The 22,299-nt window shown below is 61.9% G+C and carries 21 protein-coding genes, 1 tRNA gene and 1 pseudogene; 17 read left to right on the top strand and 6 right to left on the bottom strand.

What is annotated here, in order from left to right:
• Positions 1-44 precede the first annotated feature (44 nt).
• The 12 genes from ACROHD_RS07810 (at position 45) to ACROHD_RS07755 (ending at position 11,277) form a co-directional block, all read left to right on the top strand.
• Positions 45-1,484, top strand: coding sequence for a hypothetical protein (locus tag ACROHD_RS07810; protein ID WP_432676994.1), 1,440 nt, complete (start codon positions 45-47; stop codon positions 1,482-1,484).
• Between the two features lie 93 nt (positions 1,485-1,577).
• The gene (locus tag ACROHD_RS07805; protein WP_432676992.1) at positions 1,578-2,720 is read left to right on the top strand and encodes a deoxyguanosinetriphosphate triphosphohydrolase; all 1,143 of its coding nucleotides are present in this window, start codon (positions 1,578-1,580) and stop codon (positions 2,718-2,720) included.
• A gap of 59 nt (positions 2,721-2,779) precedes the next feature.
• Positions 2,780-3,175, top strand: coding sequence for a hypothetical protein (locus ACROHD_RS07800; RefSeq protein WP_432676990.1), 396 nt, complete (start codon positions 2,780-2,782; stop codon positions 3,173-3,175).
• A 282-nt stretch (positions 3,176-3,457) separates the two neighbouring features.
• A complete protein-coding gene (argS, locus tag ACROHD_RS07795; protein ID WP_432676989.1) occupies positions 3,458-5,188 on the top strand; it encodes an arginine--tRNA ligase in 1,731 nt (576 codons plus the stop codon).
• Positions 5,189-5,313: 125 nt separating this feature from the next.
• A complete protein-coding gene (locus tag ACROHD_RS07790; RefSeq protein WP_432676988.1) occupies positions 5,314-6,282 on the top strand; it encodes an SPOR domain-containing protein in 969 nt (322 codons plus the stop codon).
• A 6-nt stretch (positions 6,283-6,288) separates the two neighbouring features.
• Entirely contained in the window at positions 6,289-7,290 is a 1,002-nt protein-coding gene (locus ACROHD_RS07785) for a glycoside hydrolase family 3 N-terminal domain-containing protein (protein ID WP_432676987.1), read from the top strand.
• A gap of 129 nt (positions 7,291-7,419) precedes the next feature.
• Positions 7,420-8,223 carry a segregation and condensation protein A gene (locus ACROHD_RS07780; RefSeq protein ID WP_432677065.1) on the top strand — a complete coding sequence of 268 codons (804 nt, stop codon included), beginning with the start codon at positions 7,420-7,422 and terminating at the stop codon, positions 8,221-8,223.
• On the top strand, positions 8,213-8,905 hold the full coding sequence (scpB, locus tag ACROHD_RS07775) for an SMC-Scp complex subunit ScpB (RefSeq protein WP_432676986.1): 693 nt from the start codon (positions 8,213-8,215) through the stop codon (positions 8,903-8,905). Before ACROHD_RS07780 ends, scpB begins: the two co-directional genes overlap by 11 nt.
• A gap of 72 nt (positions 8,906-8,977) precedes the next feature.
• Positions 8,978-9,175, top strand: a complete 198-nt coding sequence (locus tag ACROHD_RS07770; RefSeq protein ID WP_432676985.1) for a hypothetical protein — start codon at positions 8,978-8,980, stop codon at positions 9,173-9,175.
• Positions 9,176-9,271: 96 nt separating this feature from the next.
• A complete protein-coding gene (locus ACROHD_RS07765) occupies positions 9,272-10,012 on the top strand; it encodes a hypothetical protein (RefSeq protein WP_432676984.1) in 741 nt (246 codons plus the stop codon).
• A gap of 74 nt (positions 10,013-10,086) precedes the next feature.
• Positions 10,087-10,683, top strand: coding sequence for an SH3 domain-containing protein (locus ACROHD_RS07760; RefSeq protein ID WP_432676983.1), 597 nt, complete (start codon positions 10,087-10,089; stop codon positions 10,681-10,683).
• Between the two features lie 18 nt (positions 10,684-10,701).
• Positions 10,702-11,277: an SH3 domain-containing protein gene (locus ACROHD_RS07755; protein ID WP_432676982.1), complete on the top strand. Its 576-nt coding sequence runs from the start codon at positions 10,702-10,704 to the stop codon at positions 11,275-11,277.
• 39 nt (positions 11,278-11,316) lie between these two features.
• Here ACROHD_RS07755 and ACROHD_RS07750 read toward each other — a convergent pair whose 3' ends face one another.
• Positions 11,317-11,739, bottom strand: coding sequence for a hypothetical protein (locus tag ACROHD_RS07750; protein ID WP_432676981.1), 423 nt, complete (start codon positions 11,737-11,739; stop codon positions 11,317-11,319).
• 26 nt (positions 11,740-11,765) lie between these two features.
• The gene (locus tag ACROHD_RS07745) at positions 11,766-12,215 is read right to left on the bottom strand and encodes a YbjN domain-containing protein (RefSeq protein ID WP_432676980.1); all 450 of its coding nucleotides are present in this window, start codon (positions 12,213-12,215) and stop codon (positions 11,766-11,768) included.
• Positions 12,216-12,412: 197 nt separating this feature from the next.
• Here ACROHD_RS07745 and ACROHD_RS07740 point away from each other — a divergent pair, with 197 nt between their 5' ends.
• Positions 12,413-13,354 carry a homocysteine S-methyltransferase family protein gene (locus ACROHD_RS07740; RefSeq protein WP_432676979.1) on the top strand — a complete coding sequence of 314 codons (942 nt, stop codon included), beginning with the start codon at positions 12,413-12,415 and terminating at the stop codon, positions 13,352-13,354.
• Positions 13,355-13,405: 51 nt separating this feature from the next.
• Here ACROHD_RS07740 and glnA read toward each other — a convergent pair whose 3' ends face one another.
• A complete protein-coding gene (gene glnA, locus ACROHD_RS07735; RefSeq protein ID WP_432676978.1) occupies positions 13,406-14,812 on the bottom strand; it encodes a type I glutamate--ammonia ligase in 1,407 nt (468 codons plus the stop codon).
• Positions 14,813-14,863: 51 nt separating this feature from the next.
• Positions 14,864-15,202 (bottom strand): P-II family nitrogen regulator, encoded by a 339-nt coding sequence (locus ACROHD_RS07730; protein WP_127560277.1) that lies wholly within the window; start codon positions 15,200-15,202, stop codon positions 14,864-14,866.
• A 190-nt stretch (positions 15,203-15,392) separates the two neighbouring features.
• Between ACROHD_RS07730 and ACROHD_RS07725 the strand changes: the two genes are divergently transcribed.
• Complete coding sequence (locus ACROHD_RS07725; RefSeq protein ID WP_432676977.1) at positions 15,393-16,973, top strand: NAD(P)H-hydrate dehydratase; 1,581 nt, start codon at positions 15,393-15,395, stop codon at positions 16,971-16,973.
• A gap of 150 nt (positions 16,974-17,123) precedes the next feature.
• Here the strand turns inward: ACROHD_RS07725 and ACROHD_RS07720 are convergent, their stop codons facing one another.
• On the bottom strand, positions 17,124-17,612 hold the full coding sequence (locus ACROHD_RS07720) for a Hint domain-containing protein (protein ID WP_432676976.1): 489 nt from the start codon (positions 17,610-17,612) through the stop codon (positions 17,124-17,126).
• A 184-nt stretch (positions 17,613-17,796) separates the two neighbouring features.
• On the opposite strand from ACROHD_RS07720, the gene ACROHD_RS07715 reads away from it, so the two are divergent.
• Positions 17,797-17,881 (top strand) — tRNA-Leu (locus ACROHD_RS07715).
• Positions 17,882-17,999: 118 nt separating this feature from the next.
• Here ACROHD_RS07715 and ACROHD_RS07710 read toward each other — a convergent pair.
• Positions 18,000-18,179, bottom strand: a pseudogene (locus tag ACROHD_RS07710) (IS5/IS1182 family transposase); the annotation flags it as partial.
• A 317-nt stretch (positions 18,180-18,496) separates the two neighbouring features.
• Here ACROHD_RS07710 and ACROHD_RS07705 point away from each other — a divergent pair.
• Both ACROHD_RS07705 and glgB read left to right on the top strand, forming a co-directional pair.
• Positions 18,497-20,089 (top strand): alpha-amylase family glycosyl hydrolase, encoded by a 1,593-nt coding sequence (locus ACROHD_RS07705; RefSeq protein WP_432676975.1) that lies wholly within the window; start codon positions 18,497-18,499, stop codon positions 20,087-20,089.
• A gap of 47 nt (positions 20,090-20,136) precedes the next feature.
• Positions 20,137-22,293 (top strand): 1,4-alpha-glucan branching protein GlgB, encoded by a 2,157-nt coding sequence (gene glgB / locus ACROHD_RS07700; protein WP_432676974.1) that lies wholly within the window; start codon positions 20,137-20,139, stop codon positions 22,291-22,293.
• Positions 22,294-22,299 lie beyond the last annotated feature (6 nt).

Raw genomic sequence — 22,299 nt, 5'->3', positions numbered from 1 at the left:
CTGGAAATGTTCCCGTGGTCTGGCCAAGCCAGGAAAGGTCCGACATGAACGCAGTGCGCATCAAATCCACCCTCGTCAATATCGCCCTGTCCGGTCTGGTCGCGGTTCTGTCCCTGACTGCCCCGGTCATCGCTCAGACCGACAGCCTGCCGATCCAGGCGATCCGTGACCGCGTTGCGCTGCTGTATGAGACCCATGACCGGCAGTATGATCTCGACGTATCGGAAGCAACTTTGCGGGTGGTCTTCGATCGGCAGGGCGTGACGGAGGAGGGGTATGATTACCTCACATCCTCTTCCGGCGGGCTGTTCCAGTCCTGGTCGCATCTGCGCCCGCTCTATCGCACCGCTGACCGCACCCTGTCAGGATGGGTGCGTGCCGTGCGGTCAGGGCGCTATACAACTGCCGAGGCCGAGGCCGTCCTGCGCCCCGCCCTTGACCGGTTCGAAACGCTGCATGACCAGATCGGCGATTGGTTGGAGGCCGAGGCCGAGGCCCGCGCCGTGAGTGCGCATCTCAATGGCCAGCATCAGTGGGAGGCCGCGCGCGCGGTTTTGCCGGCGCTGGACCGGCCGGACTATGCCCAGATCGGACGGCTGGAAATCTTCCCACGTGAGGATGGTCCCCTCGATCCGCGCCCAGAGGCCGAGGCGCTGGCGCGGGCCGTTGCAAATGCCTCGCCTGAAGATCACCGCCGTCTTGCGGCCAGTGCCACGGCCCTGATCCGCCTGACCGATCCAACCGCCGCCGATGCTTTGGAAGAATTGATCGACCTGCTTGAGGCCCGCACGGATCTGCTGCGCCAGCCGGTTTCTGCGATCCTCGATGAGGCCGAGGCTCTGCCGGATGACAGCCGTGCCCGCGCGGATCTGCTGGCCCGTGCGCAGGATCGGCTCACCTATCACCTGTCGCACGAGACCCGGCTGGCCGCCGGGGCCGCCACCGCAGCCGGAGAGGAGGAGCGGGAGGAGGTGATCGCCGCGCTTCTGGCGCAGGCCCGACGCCTGATCCGCATGCGCAACGATCTGATCGACCCGACGCGGCCCAACTCTCCGGCTCTGCGCTTCGTGTCCGTGCTTCATGCCAGCCTGCTGACGCTCGGTGTCAGCGAGGATTCGACCCCCGAGGTGCGCGAGTTGCGCGTTATCATCTCAGAGGTCGGCAGTGCCGTCGCATTGGCCGGGCAACGCCCGCCGACCGCGATCTTTGCAGGTGCTTTCGGTGCCGCCTCTGGGCTGGCGGGGCAAAGCACGGCGGGCATCTTGCAGGCGGCCGATTGTCTCGAGCTGCTCAACGCGGCGATCGCCAATAATGATCAGTCCGTCACCGGCAGCGCCGACTGTTCGCGAGAGTTGGAGAGGATGCTTCAGGGGCGGGCCTTCGTGGCGGAAGCTGCACAGGGCTTTCTGGAAAGCACGGTCGCGCAGCTGCCTGTGATCGGCTCGCTGGTCTCGACCATGATCGGCTGGTTCTCGACCGAGTGACCCCTCGTCAGCGCTTGCTGCCACTGCTATAGCCTGTGGATAAATGCGGCGGGCAGAGCCGTGGGGACCACAGAATAAAGGGAGGCAGGGGCGATGGCAGCACCCTATGCCTGCAAGCCAGACCAAAGCCGGGGCAGGCTGTTCACTGAGGAGGAGAGCGCCTTTCGCTCGCCCTTCCAACGCGACCGCGACCGGATCATCCATGCGGGCGCGTTTCGCAGGCTCAAGCACAAGACCCAGGTCTTCGTGGAACATGAGGGCGATTATTTCCGCACCCGGCTGACCCATTCCATCGAGGTGGCGCAAGTGGCGCGCACCATTGCCCGTGCGCTTGGGCTGAACGAGGATCTGACCGAAGCCGTGGCGCTGGCCCATGATCTGGGCCACACGCCCTTTGGCCATACCGGAGAGGACGCGTTGAATGCGCTGATGGCCCCCTATGGCGGGTTCGATCACAACGCGCAGGCGCTCAAGATCGTGACGTCATTGGAACGTAACTATGCAGGGTTTGACGGGTTGAACCTGACCTGGGAAACGCTGGAAGGGATCGCCAAGCACAATGGCCCCGTGCCCGCGCCGCTGCCCTTCGCGCTGGCCGATTATGACGCCCGCCATGACCTGGAGCTGAATACCCATGCCAGCGGCGAGGCGCAGGTGGCCGCCGTGTCTGACGATGTGGCCTACAACAACCATGATCTTGCCGACGGGCTGCGGGCAGGGCTCTTTTCCGATGCCGAGGCGGCGGAATTACCGATCGTGGGCGCAGCCTATGCAGAGGTTGATCGGGATTGGCCGGGGCTGGAGTTGAAACGCCGCCGGGCGGAGGCGCTGCGCAGGGTCTTCGGGGTGATGGTGTCGGATGTGATCGACACCTCTCGCGCAAGACTGGCAGAGGCCGACCCGCAAAGCGTGGCAGAGCTGCGCGGGGCAGGGCGCCCGATGGTACGGTTCTCGGACGCCTTGTTTGCCGATCTGAAAGAGATCCGGGCATTCCTGTTTTCGCGCATGTACCGCGCGCCATCGGTCGTTGAAATGCGCAGACGGGTCACACGGGTGGTGGAAGAGCTGTTCCCCCTATACATGGCACGCCCCGAGATGCTGCCGGAGGAATGGCAGCAGGATGTGGAGGCCGCACGGGATGAAACCGCCCGCGCCCGGCTGGTCGCCGACTACATTGCCGGAATGACCGACCGGTTCGCGCTGCAACAGCATGGCGCGCTGACAGGAAAGACGTGACAGGACGGGGTGGGTCATGCTCTGCTTTCGGGAATGATTTCACCCAAAGGGAGTTTGACATGATCCGTATGATTGCCTCTGCCGGCCTGTTGTCTCTGTCTGCCAGCGCCGCCTTTGCCCAGAACCTGCCGCAGGGCCGATATGAGCTGAACGCGTGCAGCGGCAACCCCTATAGCGATGGTGTGATGGAGCTGAGCGGGTGGGAGATTTTGTTCTACGAAAGCGCCTGCACCGTCTCGAACCCAGAAGCGGTGCGCGGCATGGACGGCGCGTATCTTTACGATGCGCAATGTTCCGGTGAGGGCGAGACCTGGACCGCGCGGTACTTGATCATGCCGGGATGGGACAATGACGTGGTCTTCGTGCAGGAACACTGGGCCGGGCTCTATGCCTATTGCGGACCGGTGACGTCCTACCAACCAGAGCCGCCGGCACCGGGCGGGGCGTCCAAGTAAGGCAAATTCCAAAGTATCGTCGCCGCCTTCCGGCGTCGACCCGTGAACGACCCGGCTCGACCCCCGCATGCGCGGGGGCGCTCGCCCGTGCCGTGTTGCCACGGAACAAGAGCATCCCGTTGCTCTGCAAGATCGAGCGGAGCAAAGCGGCCCTGACTCCGTCTCGTTGCAGACGGCGTCCCAAAGGTATTTTGGCCAAGATGATAGGCTGAGGTTGCTCGGTGATTGACCTTGGCGGTGCCCGTGATAAACCCGCGCTCAATCAGACAGGACCTGTATGACATGACCCTTTTCGCCGATATCCGTGCGCTTGTGATCGAGAGCCTTGAGGCGCTCACCTCTGACGGGGTGCTGCCCGATGGGCTGGACATGAAGAACGTTGCCGTGGAACCGCCGCGCGATGCAGCCCACGGGGATATGGCCACCAATGCTGCAATGGTGCTGGCAAAACCCGCAGGCATGAAGCCGCGCGATATTGCCGAGGCGCTGGCAGGTAAGCTGGCGGCAGATGCACGGATCGAGACCGCTGAAGTGGCAGGTCCCGGTTTTCTGAACCTGCGTCTGTCGGACGCCACCTGGCGGAGCGTCATCGCGGGGGTTCTGGCGGCCGGTGCCGACTATGGCCGGTCCGACATGGGGCAGGGCCAAAAGGTCAACGTCGAATACGTAAGTGCGAACCCCACCGGGCCGCTGCATGTGGGCCATACACGCGGCGCGGTTTTCGGCGATGCGCTGGCGTCCTTGCTGGCCTTTGCGGGCCATGACGTGACGCGCGAATACTATATCAACGATGGCGGCGCACAGGTCGATGTCCTGGCGCGGTCAGTCTACCTGCGCTACCTCGAAGCCCACGGGCAGGAGGTGGCGTTCGAGGATGGCACCTATCCCGGCGACTACCTGATCGAGGTGGGCGAGGCGCTGAAAGCAAAGGTGGGTGACGCCTTTGTGGGCAAGCCCGAGGCTGACTGGCTTGCTCCGGTGCGCGACTATGCCACCGAGGCGATGATGGAGCTGATCCGCGCCGATCTGTTGCAGCTTGGCGTCAAGATGGATGTCTTCTATTCCGAGAAGTCCCTGTACGGCACGGGCCGGATCGAGGCGGCGATCGAGGATCTGAAGGCCAAGGGCCTGATTTACAAGGGCACGCTGGAGCCGCCCAAGGGCAAGACGCCCGAAGATTGGGAGCCGCGCGAGCAGACCCTGTTCAAGTCGACCGACTATGGCGATGACGTGGACCGCCCGATCATGAAATCGGACGGCGCCTGGACCTATTTCGCACCCGATATCGCCTATCACTATGACAAGGTTCAGCGGGGCTTTGACGCGCTGATCGACATTTTCGGGGCCGACCACGGCGGCTATGTCAAGCGGATGAAGGCCGCTGTATCTGCCTTGTCCGCTGGCCGGGTGCCGCTGGACATCAAGCTGACGCAGCTGGTGAAGCTCTACCAGAACGGCCAGCCCTTCAAGATGTCCAAGCGCGCGGGCACCTTCGTGACCCTGCGCGACGTGGTGGACCTTGTGGGCGCGGATGTGACCCGCTTCGTCATGCTGACGCGCAAGAACGATGCGCCGCTCGATTTCGACCTGGATAAAGTGCGGGAACAGTCCAAGGACAACCCGGTTTGGTATGTGCAATATGCCCATGCGCGGATCTGTTCTGTGATGCGCAAGGCGGCTGAAGCGGGGATTGCTGCGGACGCCTCGGACCTTTCCGCCATCACCCATCCGGCGGAGTTCGCGCTGGCCGCGAAGCTGGCGGAATGGCCACGCCTTGTGGAAATCGCGGCCACCAGCCACGAGCCGCACCGGGTGGCCTTCTATCTCTATGATCTTGCCAGCGAATTCCACGGGCTTTGGAACAAGGGCAACGCTGAACCGGGCCTGCGCTTCCTTCAGGAAGACGACCCTGTTGCATCGAAAGCAAAACTTGCGCTCATCCGTGCCGTTCAGGTTGTTATTTCCAACGGTCTTGGTATCTTGGGCGTGACTCCGGTCGAAGAAATGCGCTGAGGGCAGCCCCGAAAGATAACGGGGGGTCCATTTGAACAGCGAAGACCGGGCAACGAGCAGGCTATGAAATAACCCGGTGTGCCGCGCCTTTTGCGGACTGCCCATACCGGGGAGCGAGGGCAGGCATGGCAGATATTGAGTATTACGACGAACCCGCGTCCCGGTATGGCTCCGAGGGCGCCGTAACCACGTCAGGCATGTCAATCATCGTCAATTGGATCGGCGCGATGATGTCGGTCTGTCTTATCGTGGGGTTGGCGATCTGGGCCTGGCAACTGACGGTTCGGGATGTCTCCGGCGTGCCGGTGATCCGGGCGTTGGAAGGGCCGATGCGCGTGGCGCCGGAAAATCCCGGTGGCAGCGTGGCCGACCATCAGGGTCTGGCCGTGAACCGCATCACCGAAGGGGCAGAGGCCGCGCCCGCTGCGGAACGTATCGTTCTGGCGCCTGCGCCGCTTGATATCGAAGAAATCGACCTGAGCTCGGCCAGTTTGCCGACCGAGACCGGACCCGCCGCAAGCGGTACGGGAGAGGAAACGCTGGCACTGATCGATCGGCTGCTTGAGGATGCGAGCCCGCTGGAACCTTTGGATCCGGTTGTGGAACCCGGCAATGCCGCCGCCGTGAACCCGGTGGACGCGGCGGTGGCCGAGGCCCTGACCGGCACGCCACGCCCTGTGATCGAAGTGATCTCCTCTACCATTCCCGGTGTGAGCCGCTCTTTGCGCCCGCTGAGCCGCCCTGAAAACGTGGTCCTGGTCGCCTCGTTGGATCCGGCGGTTCCGGCCGCCGCGCAACCGGTCACGGGATCGGTGAACGAGATTGAGGCCGAAGGGCTGGCAACCGGCACCCGGCTGGTCCAACTCGGGGCCTTTGATGATGCCGAAACGGCACGAGAGGAATGGACGCGTCTGGCGCGGCTTTACCCCGATTTTTTCAGTGACAAGGATCGTGTGATCCAGCGCGCCGTGTCTGGTGGCCGGGCCTTTTTCCGCCTGCGGGCGCATGGTTTTGACGACCTGTCGGATGCGCGCCGGTTCTGCACCGCTCTGAATGCGCAGGGCGCGCCCTGCATCCCCGTCACCGTGCGCTGACCTGCGATGCAGCCCGTCCGTTCGGCCACGATCTTCGGTTGCCTCGGCCCGCACTTGTCGCGCGCCGAGGCTTCGTTTTTTGCGGAGGTGGATCCGGTGGGGTTCATCCTCTTTGCCCGCAACGTGGACACACCCGAACAGGTGGTACGGCTGACTGGCGCGTTACGCGATGCCGTGGGGTGGCAAGCCCCGATCTTTGTCGATCAGGAAGGTGGCCGCGTGCAGCGCCTTCGCGCGCCCCAGTGGCGCGAGTGGATGCCGCCCCTGGATCAGGTGATGGCGGCAGGGCCGGACCGCGCCGCGCGGTCGATGTATCTGCGCAGTTTGCTGATTGGCCGGGAACATCTGGCGCTTGGCATCGATGGCAACTGTGCCCCCTGTGCCGATATCGCGCGGGCTGATACCCACCCGTTTCTGCGCAACCGCTGCTACGGGGAAGATCTTGCCACGGTCGTGGAGAATTCGCGCGCGGTGGCCGAGGGGCTGGCAGATGCCGGGGTCTTTCCGGTTGTGAAACATCTGCCGGGTCATGGGCTTGCCACACGCGACAGTCACCACGATCTGCCGCAAGTCACGGCGTCGCGCGGTGAACTGGAGAAGACGGATTTCGCAGCCTTCCGGGCGCTGAATGATCTGAACTGGGGAATGAGCGCGCATCTGGTTTTCGAAGAGATCGACGCAGACGCCCCGGCCACACTGAGCCTCGCCATGATCCAGGTGATCCGCGAAGAGATCGGTTTTGACGGTCTGCTGATGACCGATGACCTGTCGATGAACGCGCTGCCCGGCGGGATCGCCGCGCGTGCGGCAGGGGCGATTGCGGCGGGCTGCGACGTGGTTTTGCATTGCAATGGCAAGCCCGAGGAGATGGCCGAGGTGGCCGCGGCGGCGGGAAGGCTGGGCGAAGCCGCTTCGAAGCGGCTTGAGCGCGCCCTTGGTCGCCGTCGTGCTCCGGTTGACATGACGGACGACGCTGCCTTGGCTGAGCTTAACGCCCTTCTGATGTGACAGAGCTGGATCGCCAAACGCGGTGAGCAAAAACGCGATTTCGAAATCGCGTCCCGGCGTCCCATGCGTGATCTTGACATTCTCTTGCCGGACCGGGACTTTGGTCCCCTTCACCTTGGACCCGACCCGATGTCAGACAGCACAGATCGCCAGCCAGAAGATCTTTGGGACTCCGTCGCCGAACGGCGCGCGGCTGAGGCTTTGATCGTCGATGTGGACGGGTTTGAAGGACCGCTCGACGTGTTGCTGACGCTCAGCCGCACGCAGAAGGTGGACCTGCGTAAGATCTCGGTCCTGAAACTGGCCGAGCAATACCTGGCCTTCGTTGAAAAGGCCCGCTCGCTGCGTATTGAACTGGCCGCCGATTACCTTGTCATGGCCGCTTGGCTGGCCTTCCTGAAATCCCGGCTGCTACTGCCCCCGGACCCGTCGGAAGAGGGGCCAACCGGCGAGGAACTGGCCGCCCATCTTGCCTTCCAGCTGAAACGCCTGCAGGCGATGCGGGATCGGGCAGCGCGGATCATGGCGCGGGATCAACTGGGCAAGGATCGCTTTATCCGTGGCCTTCCCGAGCAGATGGAAACCGCCCGCAAGGTCACCTATACGGCGTCGCTTCTGGACCTGATGCAGGCCTATGCGCGCACGCGCACCCGCGATGAATTCCGCCCCTTCGTGCTTGACCGCGACTCGATCTTCACCATGGAGGAGGCGTTGGAACGGATGCGCTCGATGATCGGCTTTTCGGGCGATTGGGTTGATATCTCGACCTTCATCCCCGATGGCTGGCGGCGCGATCCGATGAAGCGTCGCTCGGCAACCGCCTCAACTTTTGCAGCTTCCCTGGAACTGGTGAAGGCGGGCAAGGCCACCCTGCGCCAGACCGAGACATTCGCGCCGATCCAAGTCAGACCAAGAGGCCCAAATGACCGCTGAGGACCCGGATTTCGAGCAGGACGAGGCCGCAGAGCGCGAGCAGGAGGAAAGCCTCTTTCAGGCCCTGCCGCTGGCCGAGCAGGAGCGCATGGTCGAGGCGATGCTTTTTGCTTCCGCCGAGCCCCTCACCACCCGCGCGATGCAGGACCGGATGCCCCATGGCTGCGATGCGGCAGAGGCCATTGTGCTTTTGCGGCGCCGCTATCAGGGCAGAGGGGTCAATGTCGCCCGCGTGGGCGATGCCTGGGCCATCCGTACCGCGCCAGACCTGTCGTTCCTGATAAACCGCGAGACGGTAGAGACCCGCAAGCTCAGCCGCGCCGCCATCGAAACACTGGCGATCATCGCGTATCACCAACCCTGCACCCGCGCAGAGATCGAAGAGATCCGCGGCGTCTCGGTTAGCCGTGGCACCATCGACCAGTTGATCGAGATGGAATGGATCCGCTTTGGCCGCCGCAAGATGACGCCGGGCCGCCCCGTAACTTACGTCGTGACGCCGCAGTTTCTCGATCATTTCGGGCTGGAAACCACCCGCGATCTGCCCGGCCTGAAGGAGCTGCGTGAAGCGGGACTGCTGGACAACCGCCCGCCGCCCGGCATGTTTCCCGGCCCCGATGATGACGGAGAAGACGACGCGCTGGATCCGGCACCGGGGCAGGAGGATATGTTTGGCCCGTAAAAGCCGGATTGCCCCATTTCTGCCATGGAATCGTGCCAAACTGGACAAAACAAACAGATTCGAGGCAGACCCATGGACCGCATTATCAATATGATCCTCAATCGCGTGCTCCGGCGCGTGATCAATCGTGGCGTCGATGCAGGTGTGAACGCGGCCTTCGGCAACCGTGATGACGACCAGATGACGCCCGATCAGCGTCAGGCCATTCAGCGCAACACGCAACGCGCCCGCCAGATGACCCGCCTGGCCAACCGCGTCACCCGTCTCTGAGCCATTTCAAACGTATAGTTCGGTGCTTTGGCGCTGGCGCCTTGGGGCGCCTCATGCCATTGTGCCGCCGCGCCTTTCTAACAGGAGAGATCCCCTATGCTCCGATCGAAATTTATTCTATCCATTGCCCTTTTGACGCTGACCTCCGTTCCTGCCCTCGCTCAGCAGGAACCCACCCCCGAGGAGCTGGCAATCCGCGCCGCATCCCCCGGCGTTATCGTGAACGAAGAGACCGGGGAATACACCGCCATCGAACTGGAGCTTCAGGGCTGCCGGATCGTGCAAACGCTGATGACCAACCAAGGCTATACCTTGGGCGGTCCCGTGGGTGTTCAGGTTCTGCGTATGGACCTGCGCGACCTTGATCCGCTGACCGGTATCCTGCCCGCCGAAGATACGGTGAACGGCCACACGCGCGTAATGCTGATGCCCTCGCAATCCGCGTGGGAAGCGATCCAGACCGCCGGTGGTATCTTCTCGGACATGCGGACTGCCGCAGCTGAACAGGGCGATCAGGAAAACCCCGATGCGATCAACGGCGCGCGCACCCTGCGCACCCGCGCGCAGCGCATGTTCTCGGCCGATGCGCTGCTTGGCAATTTCGGACCCGTCATGGCCCGCACCCATGTGCTGCAAATGCGTGGCGACCGGGGTGAGCTGATCTATCCGCTGGTCGCCCCCATGCAGATCACGCTGGACCCGGAGGCCGCCGACACGGCGCTGGCCGCGATTAACGACCTGCGCGCAGGCCCCTGCGCACCCGAGGACGGCATCTCTGCCGAGCCGGAACCGCAACCCGAAGATGATGCGTCCGGGGAGGGTGAAGCCTCTCAATAACCAAGAAATCTCTTGCGCCGGGGCGGTGTCTCGGCGCAGTTTTCCGTGTTTCATGACGGAAAAGGATTTTTGAGATGCTTCGTTTCGCCCTGTTTGCCGGTGCCATAGCGCTAGCCAGCCCAGCCGCGGCCTTCCCGCGCGTCTATTTCTTCTGCATGACCGACGACCAGTCGCCGCCCGTCATCCGGGTGGGCCCCATGTCCCCCAATCAAACCGAAGCGCGGTTTCTCTATCCGCGTGACCATGATGGCGAACGGCGGGAACATGAGATGCTCTGGATTGGTGCGAATGGCGCGGGCGAGATCCGCTATCACTCGGGAGATCTTTCGCTGGACCTCGCGGCCGAGGATACTTCGTTGCAGGTAGGGGATACGATCATCCCCTGTACGATGCTGGAACTGCCACAGGATCACCCGCGCGGCGACTACCCGGCGATGGCGCTGTCTGTCGGTGGGGAATTGCGTTCGGGCCCCGGGCCGGATCAGCCCGAAACGGGTGAAATTGCCTCGGGAACCCGGCTCTATCTCCAGTCCCGGTCAGGGGAACAAACCGGAGGATATTCCTGGTTTGAGCTTTATGACCCGACCGGGTCGACAGAGTATGTTTGGGGCGGTGATATCTGCCCCGGTTATGAACCGCTGGAGGGCGCGCTGCCGTCCTGCGATCCCTGATCAAAAAGGATTAGTTGAATGAGAGGTCTCGTCTTTGCTGCGGCCGTTTCGCTGCTGGCCTTGCCAGCGGCTGCACAAACACAGTTCGACTGCGGCCCGCTTGGCGATGGCAGCTATATCGTCACCGTTGATCCGGCGATGGCGGACCGGGCAGAGGCCCGCTTCACAATGGGCACGGACGCGGGCGGCGGTGCGACCGGACCGGCCACGCTGCTGACAGCGGCCCCCACAGGATCGGGCTTTCGCTATGTGGGTCCGAATATGGAACTGCGTGGGCAAGGCAATTCTGCCGAGCTGCGGGTCGAGGACATGATGCTTGTCTGCCAGACGGTCAGTGCGGGCGGCGGCACGTTCCCGGTGCAGGCGCGATCCTGGGGCGGCAATGTGCGCGTCGGGCCGGGGATGGAATATGACCGGATCGGCAGTTTCGCGGAAGGGGAGGACCTGCTGATCATCGCCAATACTGGCGTGATGATGAACGGCTACCCCTGGTTCGAGGTGCGCGATATGTCGGGCGCTGGCGGCTACCACTGGGGCGGGATCATCTGCTGGACCACCATGCCGGTGGACGGCGTGTTCCAGTCCTGCCCGTAGGGTCAGAGGGGAAAGCGGCCCGGATCGGGCCGCGATCCATCAGTTTCCGTAGCGGGCGCTGAATTCCTGCATCAAGCCACCCCAGGCCTGGAATGCGGCGGCGGGATCAGCGGCAGAGGCCGTGTGGGTCAGCACCAGCCAGCCATCGCCCCCGACGCTGACTGTGCCGCCAAGCCCGGCGGCCTGCCAATCCGCTACAGCGGAGCCCCCGGACGGTGGAGGTGCCACAGCCTGAAAGCTGAGATTGCTGCAATTGCTGCCGCTGCTGCTGCAATCGGGGCCGGAAGCCATAGCGACATAGCTTGCCGTTCCGGCCTCTCCGAAAATGGTCAGGCTGCCGCCGGCATCCTCCATCCGCGCCGGGCCAAGCAGCATCGCTTGTCCCAACAGATCCCCCGGCGCGGTCTGCGCCGAAAGCGGTGTCGCCAGCAGGGCCAGCCCTGCAATCCATATGCGCATCATCTTTGATCTCCCTTCGTGTCCGGGTGTCATGGCGTCAGGTGGCTGCTGAATTCGGCAAGTGTCAGCCGCCAGATGTCGAAGCTGTCCGCGAAGTTCTGCCGTGAGACGCCAAAGTCGATATTGACGCTCCAATGCAGGATCACGCTGCCGCTGCGGCTGACATAAGCCGCGCCGAACCGCTGATCCTCGTTCCATTGATTCAGCAAGGTCAGGCCGTTTCGTTCCGTCGTGAAACTGGCGAAGAACTGTAGGGAATCGCAGGCGCCATCTTCGCAGCCATACATGAGAATGCCGTAGTTATTGCCCTCGATCGTGCCGGTCATCATTGGCTGACCACTGTTCGATGTTTCCATCTGCGCCGGACCGAAGCCTTGCGCAACGCTCATGATATCCTGGGGCGTGTTGCCCATCATCTGGGCTGCAGCCGGGGCGGCGAGGGACAAGGCAATGGCGGTAGCGGCGAAAACGAGTCTCATGGGCAATCCTCTGGCTATGACGTCAAATTGAATATCCAAAGGGTAGGCTTGCGCCCTGCGGCTGTCAAAACGCATTTCGAGCCAAGCGGAAATCGGCATGGAATAGAATATCTAACCTGTTGCCGCATCTATTCTCGTTTGTCGCCGCCGCAACGAAGCGTCTAGCCTTTCCAAAGGAGCCGAGGAGGGGCCAGCCCATGATCACGACAGATAAAACACTTCCGCATCAGACCGAACGACTATTCCTGACAGACGGAGGAACCGAAACCTGGCTGATGTACAAGAAAGGGTTCGAACTGCCGGAATTCAGTGCTTTTCACCTGCTCAACGATTCGGCAGCCTATGACGCCCTGCTTAGCTACTACCGCGCCTTCGCAACCCTTGCCTGCCAGTTGGAAACGGCATTCATATTCGACAGCCTCAGTTACCGCGCAAGCCGGGATTGGGGGGCGTTGCTTGGCTACTCACCCGAGGGACTGGCCGAAATGAACCTGCGATGCCTGGATCTCTACCGGCGCGCGGCGCAGGAAGCCGGATTGCCAGACGCGAATGTGATCCTCAGTGGGTGCATCGGCCCCAAGGGTGATGCTTATCAACGCAACGAAGGTCTGACCGCTGAAAAAGCACAGACATATCATGCCGAGCAAATCGCCACCTTTGTCGATGGTGGGGCAGACCTGGTAACGGCTTTGACGCTCAACATGAGCGAAGAGGCCATCGGCATCGCCCGTGCCGCAAAAGCGGCAGGAATTGCATCTGTGATCTCATTTACTTTGGATAAGGATCGCCGGATGAAAAGTGGCGAAACGCTGCAGGAGGCGATTGCAAAGGTCGATGCAGCAACAGGTTCGGCCCCGGCATATTACATGATCAACTGTTCCCACCCGCTGGATTTCGGCCCGGCACTGGAACCCGCCCCATGGATGCAAAGGGTTCGCGGGATCAGGGCCAATGCCTCGACTCTCGACCATGGAACGCTTTGTCAGCTCGGCCATCTGGAGGAAGGAAATCCCGATGAGCTTGCCGCACAGTATCGAGAATTGCGCGATAGGTTTCCGTGGATGAACGTCTTTGGCGGGTGCTGCGGGACGGATGTGGTGCATGTCCAGAAGATCGGGCAGGCATTGCTGGCCGCGTAACAAAAAAGGGCGCCACCAGGGCGCCCTTTTCCGTTGTTCTGATAGCTGAAATCAGCAGCTGTAGTACATTTTGAATTCGACCGGGTGCGGGGTGTGTTCGAAGGCGTAAACCTCGTCCCACTTCAGCTCCAGGTAGCCTTCGATCTGGTCCTTGGTGAACACGTCGCCCTTCAGCAGGAAGTCGTGATCGGCTTCCAGGCATTCCAGCGCTTCACGCAGGGATGCGCAAACGGTCGGGATGCCGGCCAGCTCTTCGGGCGGCAGGTCGTACAGATCCTTGTCGGACGCTTCGCCCGGATGGATCTTGTTCTCGATGCCGTCGAGACCAGCCATCAGCAGGGCCGCGAAGCACAGGTAGGGGTTTGCCGCCGGATCGGGGAAACGGGCCTCGACGCGCTTGGCCTTCGGCGATTCCGCCCACGGGATCCGGACGCAGCCAGACCGGTTGCGAGCAGAGTAGGCGCGCAGAACCGGGGCTTCGAAGCCGGGGATCAGACGCTTGTAAGAGTTGGTCGACGGGTTGGTGAAGGCGTTCAGCGTCTTCGCGTGCTTCAGGATGCCGCCGATGAAGTACAGGGCTTCGTCGGACAGATCGGCATATTTGTCGCCAGCGAAAAGCGGCTTGCCGTCTTTCCAGATCGACATGTTCACGTGCATACCGGTGCCGTTGTCGCCGGAAATCGGCTTGGGCATGAAGGTGGCGGATTTGCCGTAGGCGTGGGCCACGTTGTGGATCACGTATTTGTACTTCTGAAGCTCATCGGCCTGCTTGGTGAGCGAGCCGAAGATCAGGCCAAGCTCGTGCTGACAGGACGCCACTTCGTGGTGGTGCTTGTCGACCTTCATGCCGATACGCTTCATGGTGGACAGCATCTCGGACCGCAGGTCCTGTGCGGCGTCGGTCGGGTTCACGGGGAAGTAGCCGCCCTTGATACCGGGGCGATGACCCATGTTGCCCATTTCGTACTCGGTGTCCGAGTTCCAGGCAGCGTCCTGAGCGTCGACCTCGTAGGAGACCTTGTTCATCTGGACAGAGAAGCGCACATCGTCAAAGAGGAAGAATTCCGCTTCGGGACCGAAATAGGACGTGTCGCCGATGCCCGAGGAGATCAGATAGGCTTCGGCCTTCTGCGCGGTGCCGCGCGGGTCGCGGGAATAGGGTTCGCCGGTGTCGGGCTCGACCACGGTGCAGTGAATGCACAGGGTCTTTTCCGCATAGAACGGGTCGATATAGGCGCTGTCGGTGTCGGGCATCAGTTTCATGTCCGACTGTTCGATGGACTTCCAGCCAGCGATGGAGGAGCCGTCGAACATGAAGCCTTCTTCGAGGAAGTCTTCGTCGACCTGATCGGCCATCACGGTGACGTGTTGCAGCTTGCCGCGTGGGTCGGTGAAGCGGATATCGACATATTCGATATCTTCTTCACGGATCAGGTTCAGAACGTTTTCGTTGCTCATGTCCATGTGTCCTTGAGAGTAGTTAACTGTTGGTAAGGGGAAAGGGGCAGCTCAGAGAGCGTCTTCGCCGCTTTCGCCTGTGCGGATACGGATCGCCTGTTCGACGGACGAGACGAAAATCTTGCCGTCGCCGATCTTGTCGGTCTTGGCCGCGTCCACGATCGCTTCGATCGCGCCGTCAACCATGTCATCGGACAGGACAACGTCGATTTTCACCTTGGGCAGGAAGTCGACCACATATTCCGCGCCGCGATACAGCTCGGTATGGCCTTTCTGACGTCCAAAACCCTTGACCTCGGTGACGCTAAGCCCCTGAATGCCGATCTCTTGCAGGGCCTCTTTCACTTCGTCCAGTTTGAACGGCTTGATGATGGCTTCGATCTTTTTCATGTCTGCCGACTCCTCTGGCCCGAGTATTGCAGGCCTGTGACACCACTTTCCCACCGGGGTCGCAATCGGGTAGCGTGACAGAGGGGGGCTTGTTGGCAGGGATTCCATAGGGCTCGCCAAAAATCTGCGCAACCTGCACAAAAAATGTGCAGCATGTAAACTCGCCACTTGCGAAGAGGCCGCCACCCCCATGACAGAGCTGCTGACCGCCGCACAAATGCGCATGATCGAAACCGCTGCGATGGAAAGCGGGACGGTCTCCGGCCAGCACCTGATGGAGCGCGCCGGGCAGGGCGTCGTGACCGCGATCATGGATCAATGGCCGGAACTGCGCGCGGGGTCGTTGCGCGCGCTTGTGCTGTGTGGGCCGGGTAACAATGGCGGTGACGGTTTCGTCATTGCCCGCCTGTTGCATGACGCGGGATGGCAGGTTTCGCTATATCTCTATGGTGAGCAGGACCGGCTTCCGCCCGATGCGGCCCTGAATTGCGCGCGCTGGCAGGCTCTGGGTGCGGTGCTGCCCTGGGACGAAGAAGCGATTGTATCCGCCACGGCTGATCTGACCATCGATGCGGTGTTCGGCGCCGGCCTGACCCGTCTTGTCCCGCAAGAGGTTGTCTCGCCCATGGTCATCGGTCGGAGCAAACGGGGCAGGGCCTGTCGCAACGTTGCGGTGGATAGCCCAACCGGGCTGTGCATGGATAGTGGCCGGCTGCTGGTGGAAGACCATGCCGGCGTGCCCAATGCGGATCTGACCGTTACCTTTCACCGCGCCCGGCTGGGGCATTATCTGGCAGATGGGCCGCAGGCTTGCGGCAGGATCGCCCTTGTCGATATCGGGCTGGAGCCACGACGCGCAGACGCACCCGGTGCCCTGGCGCCGCCGGGGGGTGGGCTTGGTCCACTTGCCACCCTCGTCGATGCGCCCGGCGCTTTGGACAAACGGGCTGGTGCGCATAAATACGAACATGGTCATGCCCTTGTCCTATCCGGTCCCATGGGCCGCTCCGGCGCGGCGCGATTGGCGGCACGGGGCGCGCTTCGCATCGGGGCAGGGCTGGTTACGGTGGCCGCCCCCGGCTCTGCGATGATGGAATGTGCCTGTCAGCTCACGGCGATCATGCTGCGTAAATGCGACGGGGCGCAGGGGCTGGCCGAAATGCTGGCAGATGAACGCCTGAACGCGCTTTGCCTGGGCCCGGGGCTTGGGGTTGGGCAGGGCACTTGCGATATGGTTGCCATGGCGCTTGCCGCCCGCCGGGGCACGGTGCTTGACGCTGATGCGCTGACCTCCTTCACGGACGCTCCGGGGCTCCTATTCGCGCAGCTGCATGACAGATGTGTCCTGACCCCCCATCGGGGCGAGTTTGCCCGGCTGTTCCCGGATCTCGCGGCGAAACTGGCAGCGCCCTGTACGCGCGGCCCCGCCTATTCCAAGCTCGACGCCACGCGAGAGGCGGCCGTACGTGCAGGGTGTGCGGTGCTTTTCAAGGGGCCTGACACTGTCATTGCCGCGCCGGACGGGCAAGCGTGCATCCACTCCGCCGCCTATGACCGTGCCGCGCCCTGGTTGTCGACCGCGGGGTCGGGTGACGTGCTGGCGGGGGTTATCACCGGCCTTCTTGCCCGCCATGTGCCGCCCAAGCCCGCAGCAGAAGCCGCCGCCTGGTTTCACACAGAAGCCGCACGAAGTTTTGGCGCTGGTCTTGTCGCCGAAGATCTGGCCGAGCAGATGCCGAGCGTCCTCCAACTCCTGTCGGATCAAGCCTGATCCTTTGGGCTCGGTCCATTGATCTAGGGGGAAACGCCAAGCGACAGCGGCAAAGCCGCTTGCTGCGACGCAATCCGCCTGGAATGCTCAGTTAGCGCGGCCTTGCGCGCCGCAGCCGGTGGACACGCCACAGGCGCAACCGCATTCTATCTATGCATGTGCGGGGATGGGCGGCGCGCTGATCACCTCCAGCCCGTCAGCATAAAGGATATGTTCCTGCGCGAAGTGAAGCGTCAGCAGCGCTTCGGGTCGGGCGTCCGTCCAGCGGATGAACTCACCATCGACAAGGCGCGACAGGGGAACGCGCGCAGCCGGCGTGCCGAACAGCGCCTGTGCCCGCCAATCGCGCAACAAAATCCGCTGACCGGCTGGCAGTATCAGGTCACGTGCTGGTTTGCCGCCAAGCGCATCCTTGCGGATTGCCACGAACAGCATGTCTTTGGGCACCTCATGGCGGGCAATCTGGATCAGCTTCTGAGCCCCCGCATCGCGGGTGATCACCTTGTCACCGGGGTAGAGCGCCTCAACAGGCAACGCCCCGGCCAGCGACAACACCTCCGTTCCCGGTGGCAGCGCTGCGTGGGAAGGTTGTGAATGGCTGTCATCCCCAGACGGGGATTTCCCGGTCCAATCTGTCATGCCAAGTCCTGCTCATGCCCGGCGATGTTGCCTCGCCATGTGTTACGATCAGGTTAACCCAAAGGCCCCATCCGACCCAAGACCTTTCTCCGCACGAAAGACGCAATTCTCTAAAAATGCCTCTCGCCACCGGCCTTTGGCTTTGCTAAAGACCCGCCACCGCCGGTGCTTCCGGGCGGTTCGTGCGGGTGTGGCGAAATTGGTAGACGCACCAGATTTAGGTTCTGGCGCCGCAAGGCGTGGGGGTTCAAGTCCCTCCACCCGCACCACTTTGAAGTTCCACGAAAAGAAGTGGGAATTCTATGCGTCATGCGCAATTTGTTCTCCTGTTTTTTCGACAGTTTGCTCTGTGCCGTAGGCTCTGGACTCATTGAGGTTAACAGCAACTAAGATGAGCGCGGCGAGAGCGATGGCTGAGAGGAAAGCCATTCGTGACCTATCGTGTCTTTTCGTGGCACGCCGCCAATCCCTCAACCTGCCGAACATGATCTCGATGCGGTTGCGGCGTTCGTCGTATTTGACGGTTGCCTTGAGCTGTTTCCAACCTGGGATGCAAGCGCGTACCCCTTAGCTTAAACGTTTTTTCGAACCCGTCAGCGTCGTTGGCCTGGCTCTAAGCCGCCAGTCCACGTTGGCAGGCCATTTCTGACGAGGCTCTGCGCGGAAATCGGGGCGGGTTTATTGTCCTTGTGCAGGCCGGTTGGAATTGGTCTGACTGCATCAACGTTTCTCATCCACTGGAATGCCACCAAATGATGTATGCCGGGCACAGACTGTCCCTCCTTTCCATCAGATGGGTTGAATCGGTTGAAGTACTGTGGGGTGAGACCTAGAACAGGCGCGAATGTTAGGGCTAACATTCTATGTTTAGAGGGACTTTGTGAATGGCGAGCAAGCAGGACTGGTGGCGCGGGTCGGTGACCTATCAGATTTATCCAAGATCCTTCATGGACTCCGATGGGGACGGGATCGGCGATCTCAAGGGCATCACGCAACGCCTTGATCATATTGCTGCGCTCGGCGTCGATGCAATCTGGCTCAGCCCTGTCTTTCCCTCTCCGATGGCGGATATGGGATATGATGTCTCGGATTATTGCGACATTGATCCGACCTTTGGCACGATGGACGATTTCGACGCGATGCTGGACAAGGCCCATGCGCTCGGCCTTAAGGTGATTATTGACCAGGTCCTGAGCCACGCATCAGATCAGCACCCCTTTTTCCTTGAGAGCCGTCAGAGCCGCGACAACCCGAAGGCCGACTGGTTCGTCTGGGCAGATCCCAAGCCTGACGGGACGCCGCCCAACAACTGGCTGGCGATCTTCGGCGGGTCGTCATGGGAATGGGATGCGCGGCGGCGGCAATACTATTTCCATAACTTCCTGCGGGAACAGCCGGACTGGAATTTTCACAATCCCGAAGTTCAGGATTACTTGCTGGATTGCGTCCGCTTCTGGCTGGATCGCGGCGTAGATGGGTTCCGGCTGGATACCGTAAATTTCTACGTGCATGACAAGATGCTACGCGACAATGCCGCCAACCCGCTGCCCTGGGCACAGCAGGCAGTACGCCCGTTTGAAATGCAGTACACGCTGTTTTCCAAGAACCAGCCCGAAAACATCCAATTCCTGGAGCGTCTGCGTGCGCTTCTGGATGAATATGACGACCGCACGATGGTGGGCGAGGTCGGTGACAGCCACCATTCGATTGACTTGATGGGGGAATACACCTCTGGCTCGAAGCGCCTGCACATGGCCTATAGTTTTGAACTGCTCGGGCCAGATTTCTCACCCCAGCATTTCCGCAGCCGGATCGAAGCCTTTTTCAAGGGGGCGCCCGATGGCTGGCCGTGCTGGGCCTTTTCTAACCACGATGTTCCCCGCCATGTCGGGCGCTGGCTGGACCATGCCAAGGACCAGGACGCGCTGGCCAAACAGGCGGCGGCTCTGCTGCTGAGCTTCGAGGGTTCGATCTGCCTTTACCAGGGCGAAGAGCTTGGGCAGATTGATACAGTGCTGAGCTTCGAAGAACTGACAGACCCCGAAGGCATCAACTTCTGGCCCGAGAAAACCGGGCGCGATGGCTGCCGGACCCCGATGGTTTGGGACAAGGACGCGCCGAACGGTGGGTTTTCCAAGGCAAATCGCACATGGTTGCCCGTGAAGCCGCCACAACAGGCGCGCGCCGTTTCCACACAGGGAAAAAACAGCGTTCTGGAGTTTTACAAGGAGATGCTGGCCCTGCGCAGGGCAGAAGCCGATCTGCGTGACGGCAAAACAGTATTTCTGGATTTCCCCGAACCGGTGCTAGGCTTCCGGCGAGGAGAAGGCATGGTCTGTATCTACAATCTCTCTGCGGCGCCCGTGACGGTGGAGCCTCCCATCGGTGTCGATCCCGTGCTGCATGAGGCCGCCGGGATTAAAGGACGCACGCTGCAACTGGGCGCCAGCGGATTTGTCGTAGGCCGGGTGTCCTGATGGGTTCGGTCTTGGAACCAACAGCCTCCCCTGCATTACCGCCGCATATGACCCAGGCGGATGTGGAGGCCTTGCTTCACGCCCGCCACGACCGCCCGTTCGACGTGCTAGGGGTGCACATGTCCGGTCGAAAAGCCTGGTGCGTCGCATTGGTGCCTGACGCCGAGGATGTGACAGCAACGGTCGGGCGAAAGAAGGTGCCTCTCACACGGTTGGAGGGCCCGCTTTTTGCCGCGCAGGTGCCGAATTCCAAGTTCACGCACAAGCTGACCGCCACCTATGCCGACGGCGCGATATGGACCTTCGAAGATCCCTACCGGTTCGGGCCGATCCTGCAGGAGATGGATCAATACCTGATCGGTGAAGGCTCCCACCGGCAGCTTTGGCGCGCGCTCGGCGCGCATGTGACCGAGCTGGACGGCGTGGCTGGCACGCATTTCGCGGTCTGGGCACCAAACGCGGTGCGCGTGTCCGTCGTGGGCGATTTCAACGTCTGGGATGGTCGCCGCCATCCGATGCGCCGGGTTGGTGTCACGGGGGTGTGGGAAATCTTCCTGCCCGGACTGGGTGACGGGGACCTTTACAAATACGAAATCGCGCCGCGCGATGGGGCCCCTTTCCTGAAAGCCGACCCGGTAGGGTTCGGGGCACAGCACCCGCCCGAGACCTCCTCTGTGGTGCGCGATATTTCCGGCTACCGCTGGAATGACGCTGACTGGATGGCAACCCGGGCTGGGGCGCAGCAGCGTGACAAGCCCATATCAGTCTACGAGGTGCATCTGGGATCGTGGCGGCGGGCCGAAGGCAACCGCAGACTCAGCTACAAGGAACTGGCCGAGGATCTGATCGGTTACGCCAAGTGGATGGGGTTCACGCATCTCGAATTCCTGCCGATCAGCGAGTTTCCCTTTGACGGGTCGTGGGGCTATCAGCCGCTTGGCATGTACGCACCCACCATCCGCTTTGGCCCGCCGGACGATTTCCGAGCGCTGGTCGAGGCGGCGCACGCGGCCGGTCTTGGCGTTATTCTTGACTGGGTGCCGGGGCACTTTCCCTCCGACGCCCATGGGCTTGCGACATTCGATGGCACGCATCTTTATGAACATGCGGACCCGCGCGAAGGGTTTCACCAGGACTGGAACACGCTGATCTACAATTACGGACGCAGCGAGGTGAAGAATTACCTGACTGCGAACGCGCTCTACTGGTTCGAGGAGTATCATGTGGACGGGCTACGCGTGGATGCGGTCGCCTCGATGCTCTACCGCGACTATTCGCGTGCCCATGATGCCTGGATCCCGAACCGGGATGGCGGGCGCGAAAACTACGAAGCCATCGACTTTCTGAAGGAAATGAACATTGCCTGCTACGGGCAGGTCGACGGGATCATGACGGTGGCCGAGGAATCCACCGCCTTTCCCGGTGTGTCGACTCCGGTCGATGCGGGCGGGCTCGGCTTCGGGTTCAAGTGGAACATGGGGTGGATGAATGACACCCTGCGTTACATCGAAAAGGACCCGATCCACCGCAAGTACGATCACCACCTGATGACCTTCCCGATCGATTATTCGTTCTCGGAGAACTTCGTGCTGCCGATCAGCCATGATGAGGTCGTGCATGGCAAGGGCTCGATGATCGAGAAGATGCCGGGCAACGAGTGGGAGAAATTCGCCAACCTACGCGCCTATTACGGTTTCATGTGGGGGCATCCCGGCAAGAAGCTGCTGTTCATGGGCTGCGAGTTTGCGCAGTGGTCAGAGTGGAACCACGACGTGTCGCTGGACTGGGACGCGCTGCACGGGCCACTGCAACAGGGCGTGCAGGCGCTGGTGCGCGATCTCAACCACCTGTACCGCGACACCCCCGCTTTGCACCGACGCGATTGCGACCCAAGCGGGTTTCGCTGGATCGCGAACGACCCAGACCTGTCATTGACCGCTTTCGCTCGGTTCGGGGAGGACGGCGATGCGGCTTGCGTCGTGGCCTGCAACTTCACCCCGGTCGAACGCCGGTGGCGTATCGGGGTGCCTGCGTCGGGATCCTGGCAGGAGGTTCTGAACACGGATGCCTCGGCCTATGGTGGCGGCGACAGAACAAATGGCGGCACCGTCCAGAGCCGGGAGGGCGACTGGGACGGGCTGCCGCAAAGCGTCGAGATTACCGTGCCACCACTGGCCACGGTCATCTTTCGGCATCAGCCCTAGGGAGGA

Source organism: Nioella aestuarii, assembly GCF_050896395.1.
GTDB lineage: Bacteria > Pseudomonadota > Alphaproteobacteria > Rhodobacterales > Rhodobacteraceae > Nioella > Nioella aestuarii.
This window is presented reverse-complemented; position numbering and strand designations above follow the sequence as displayed.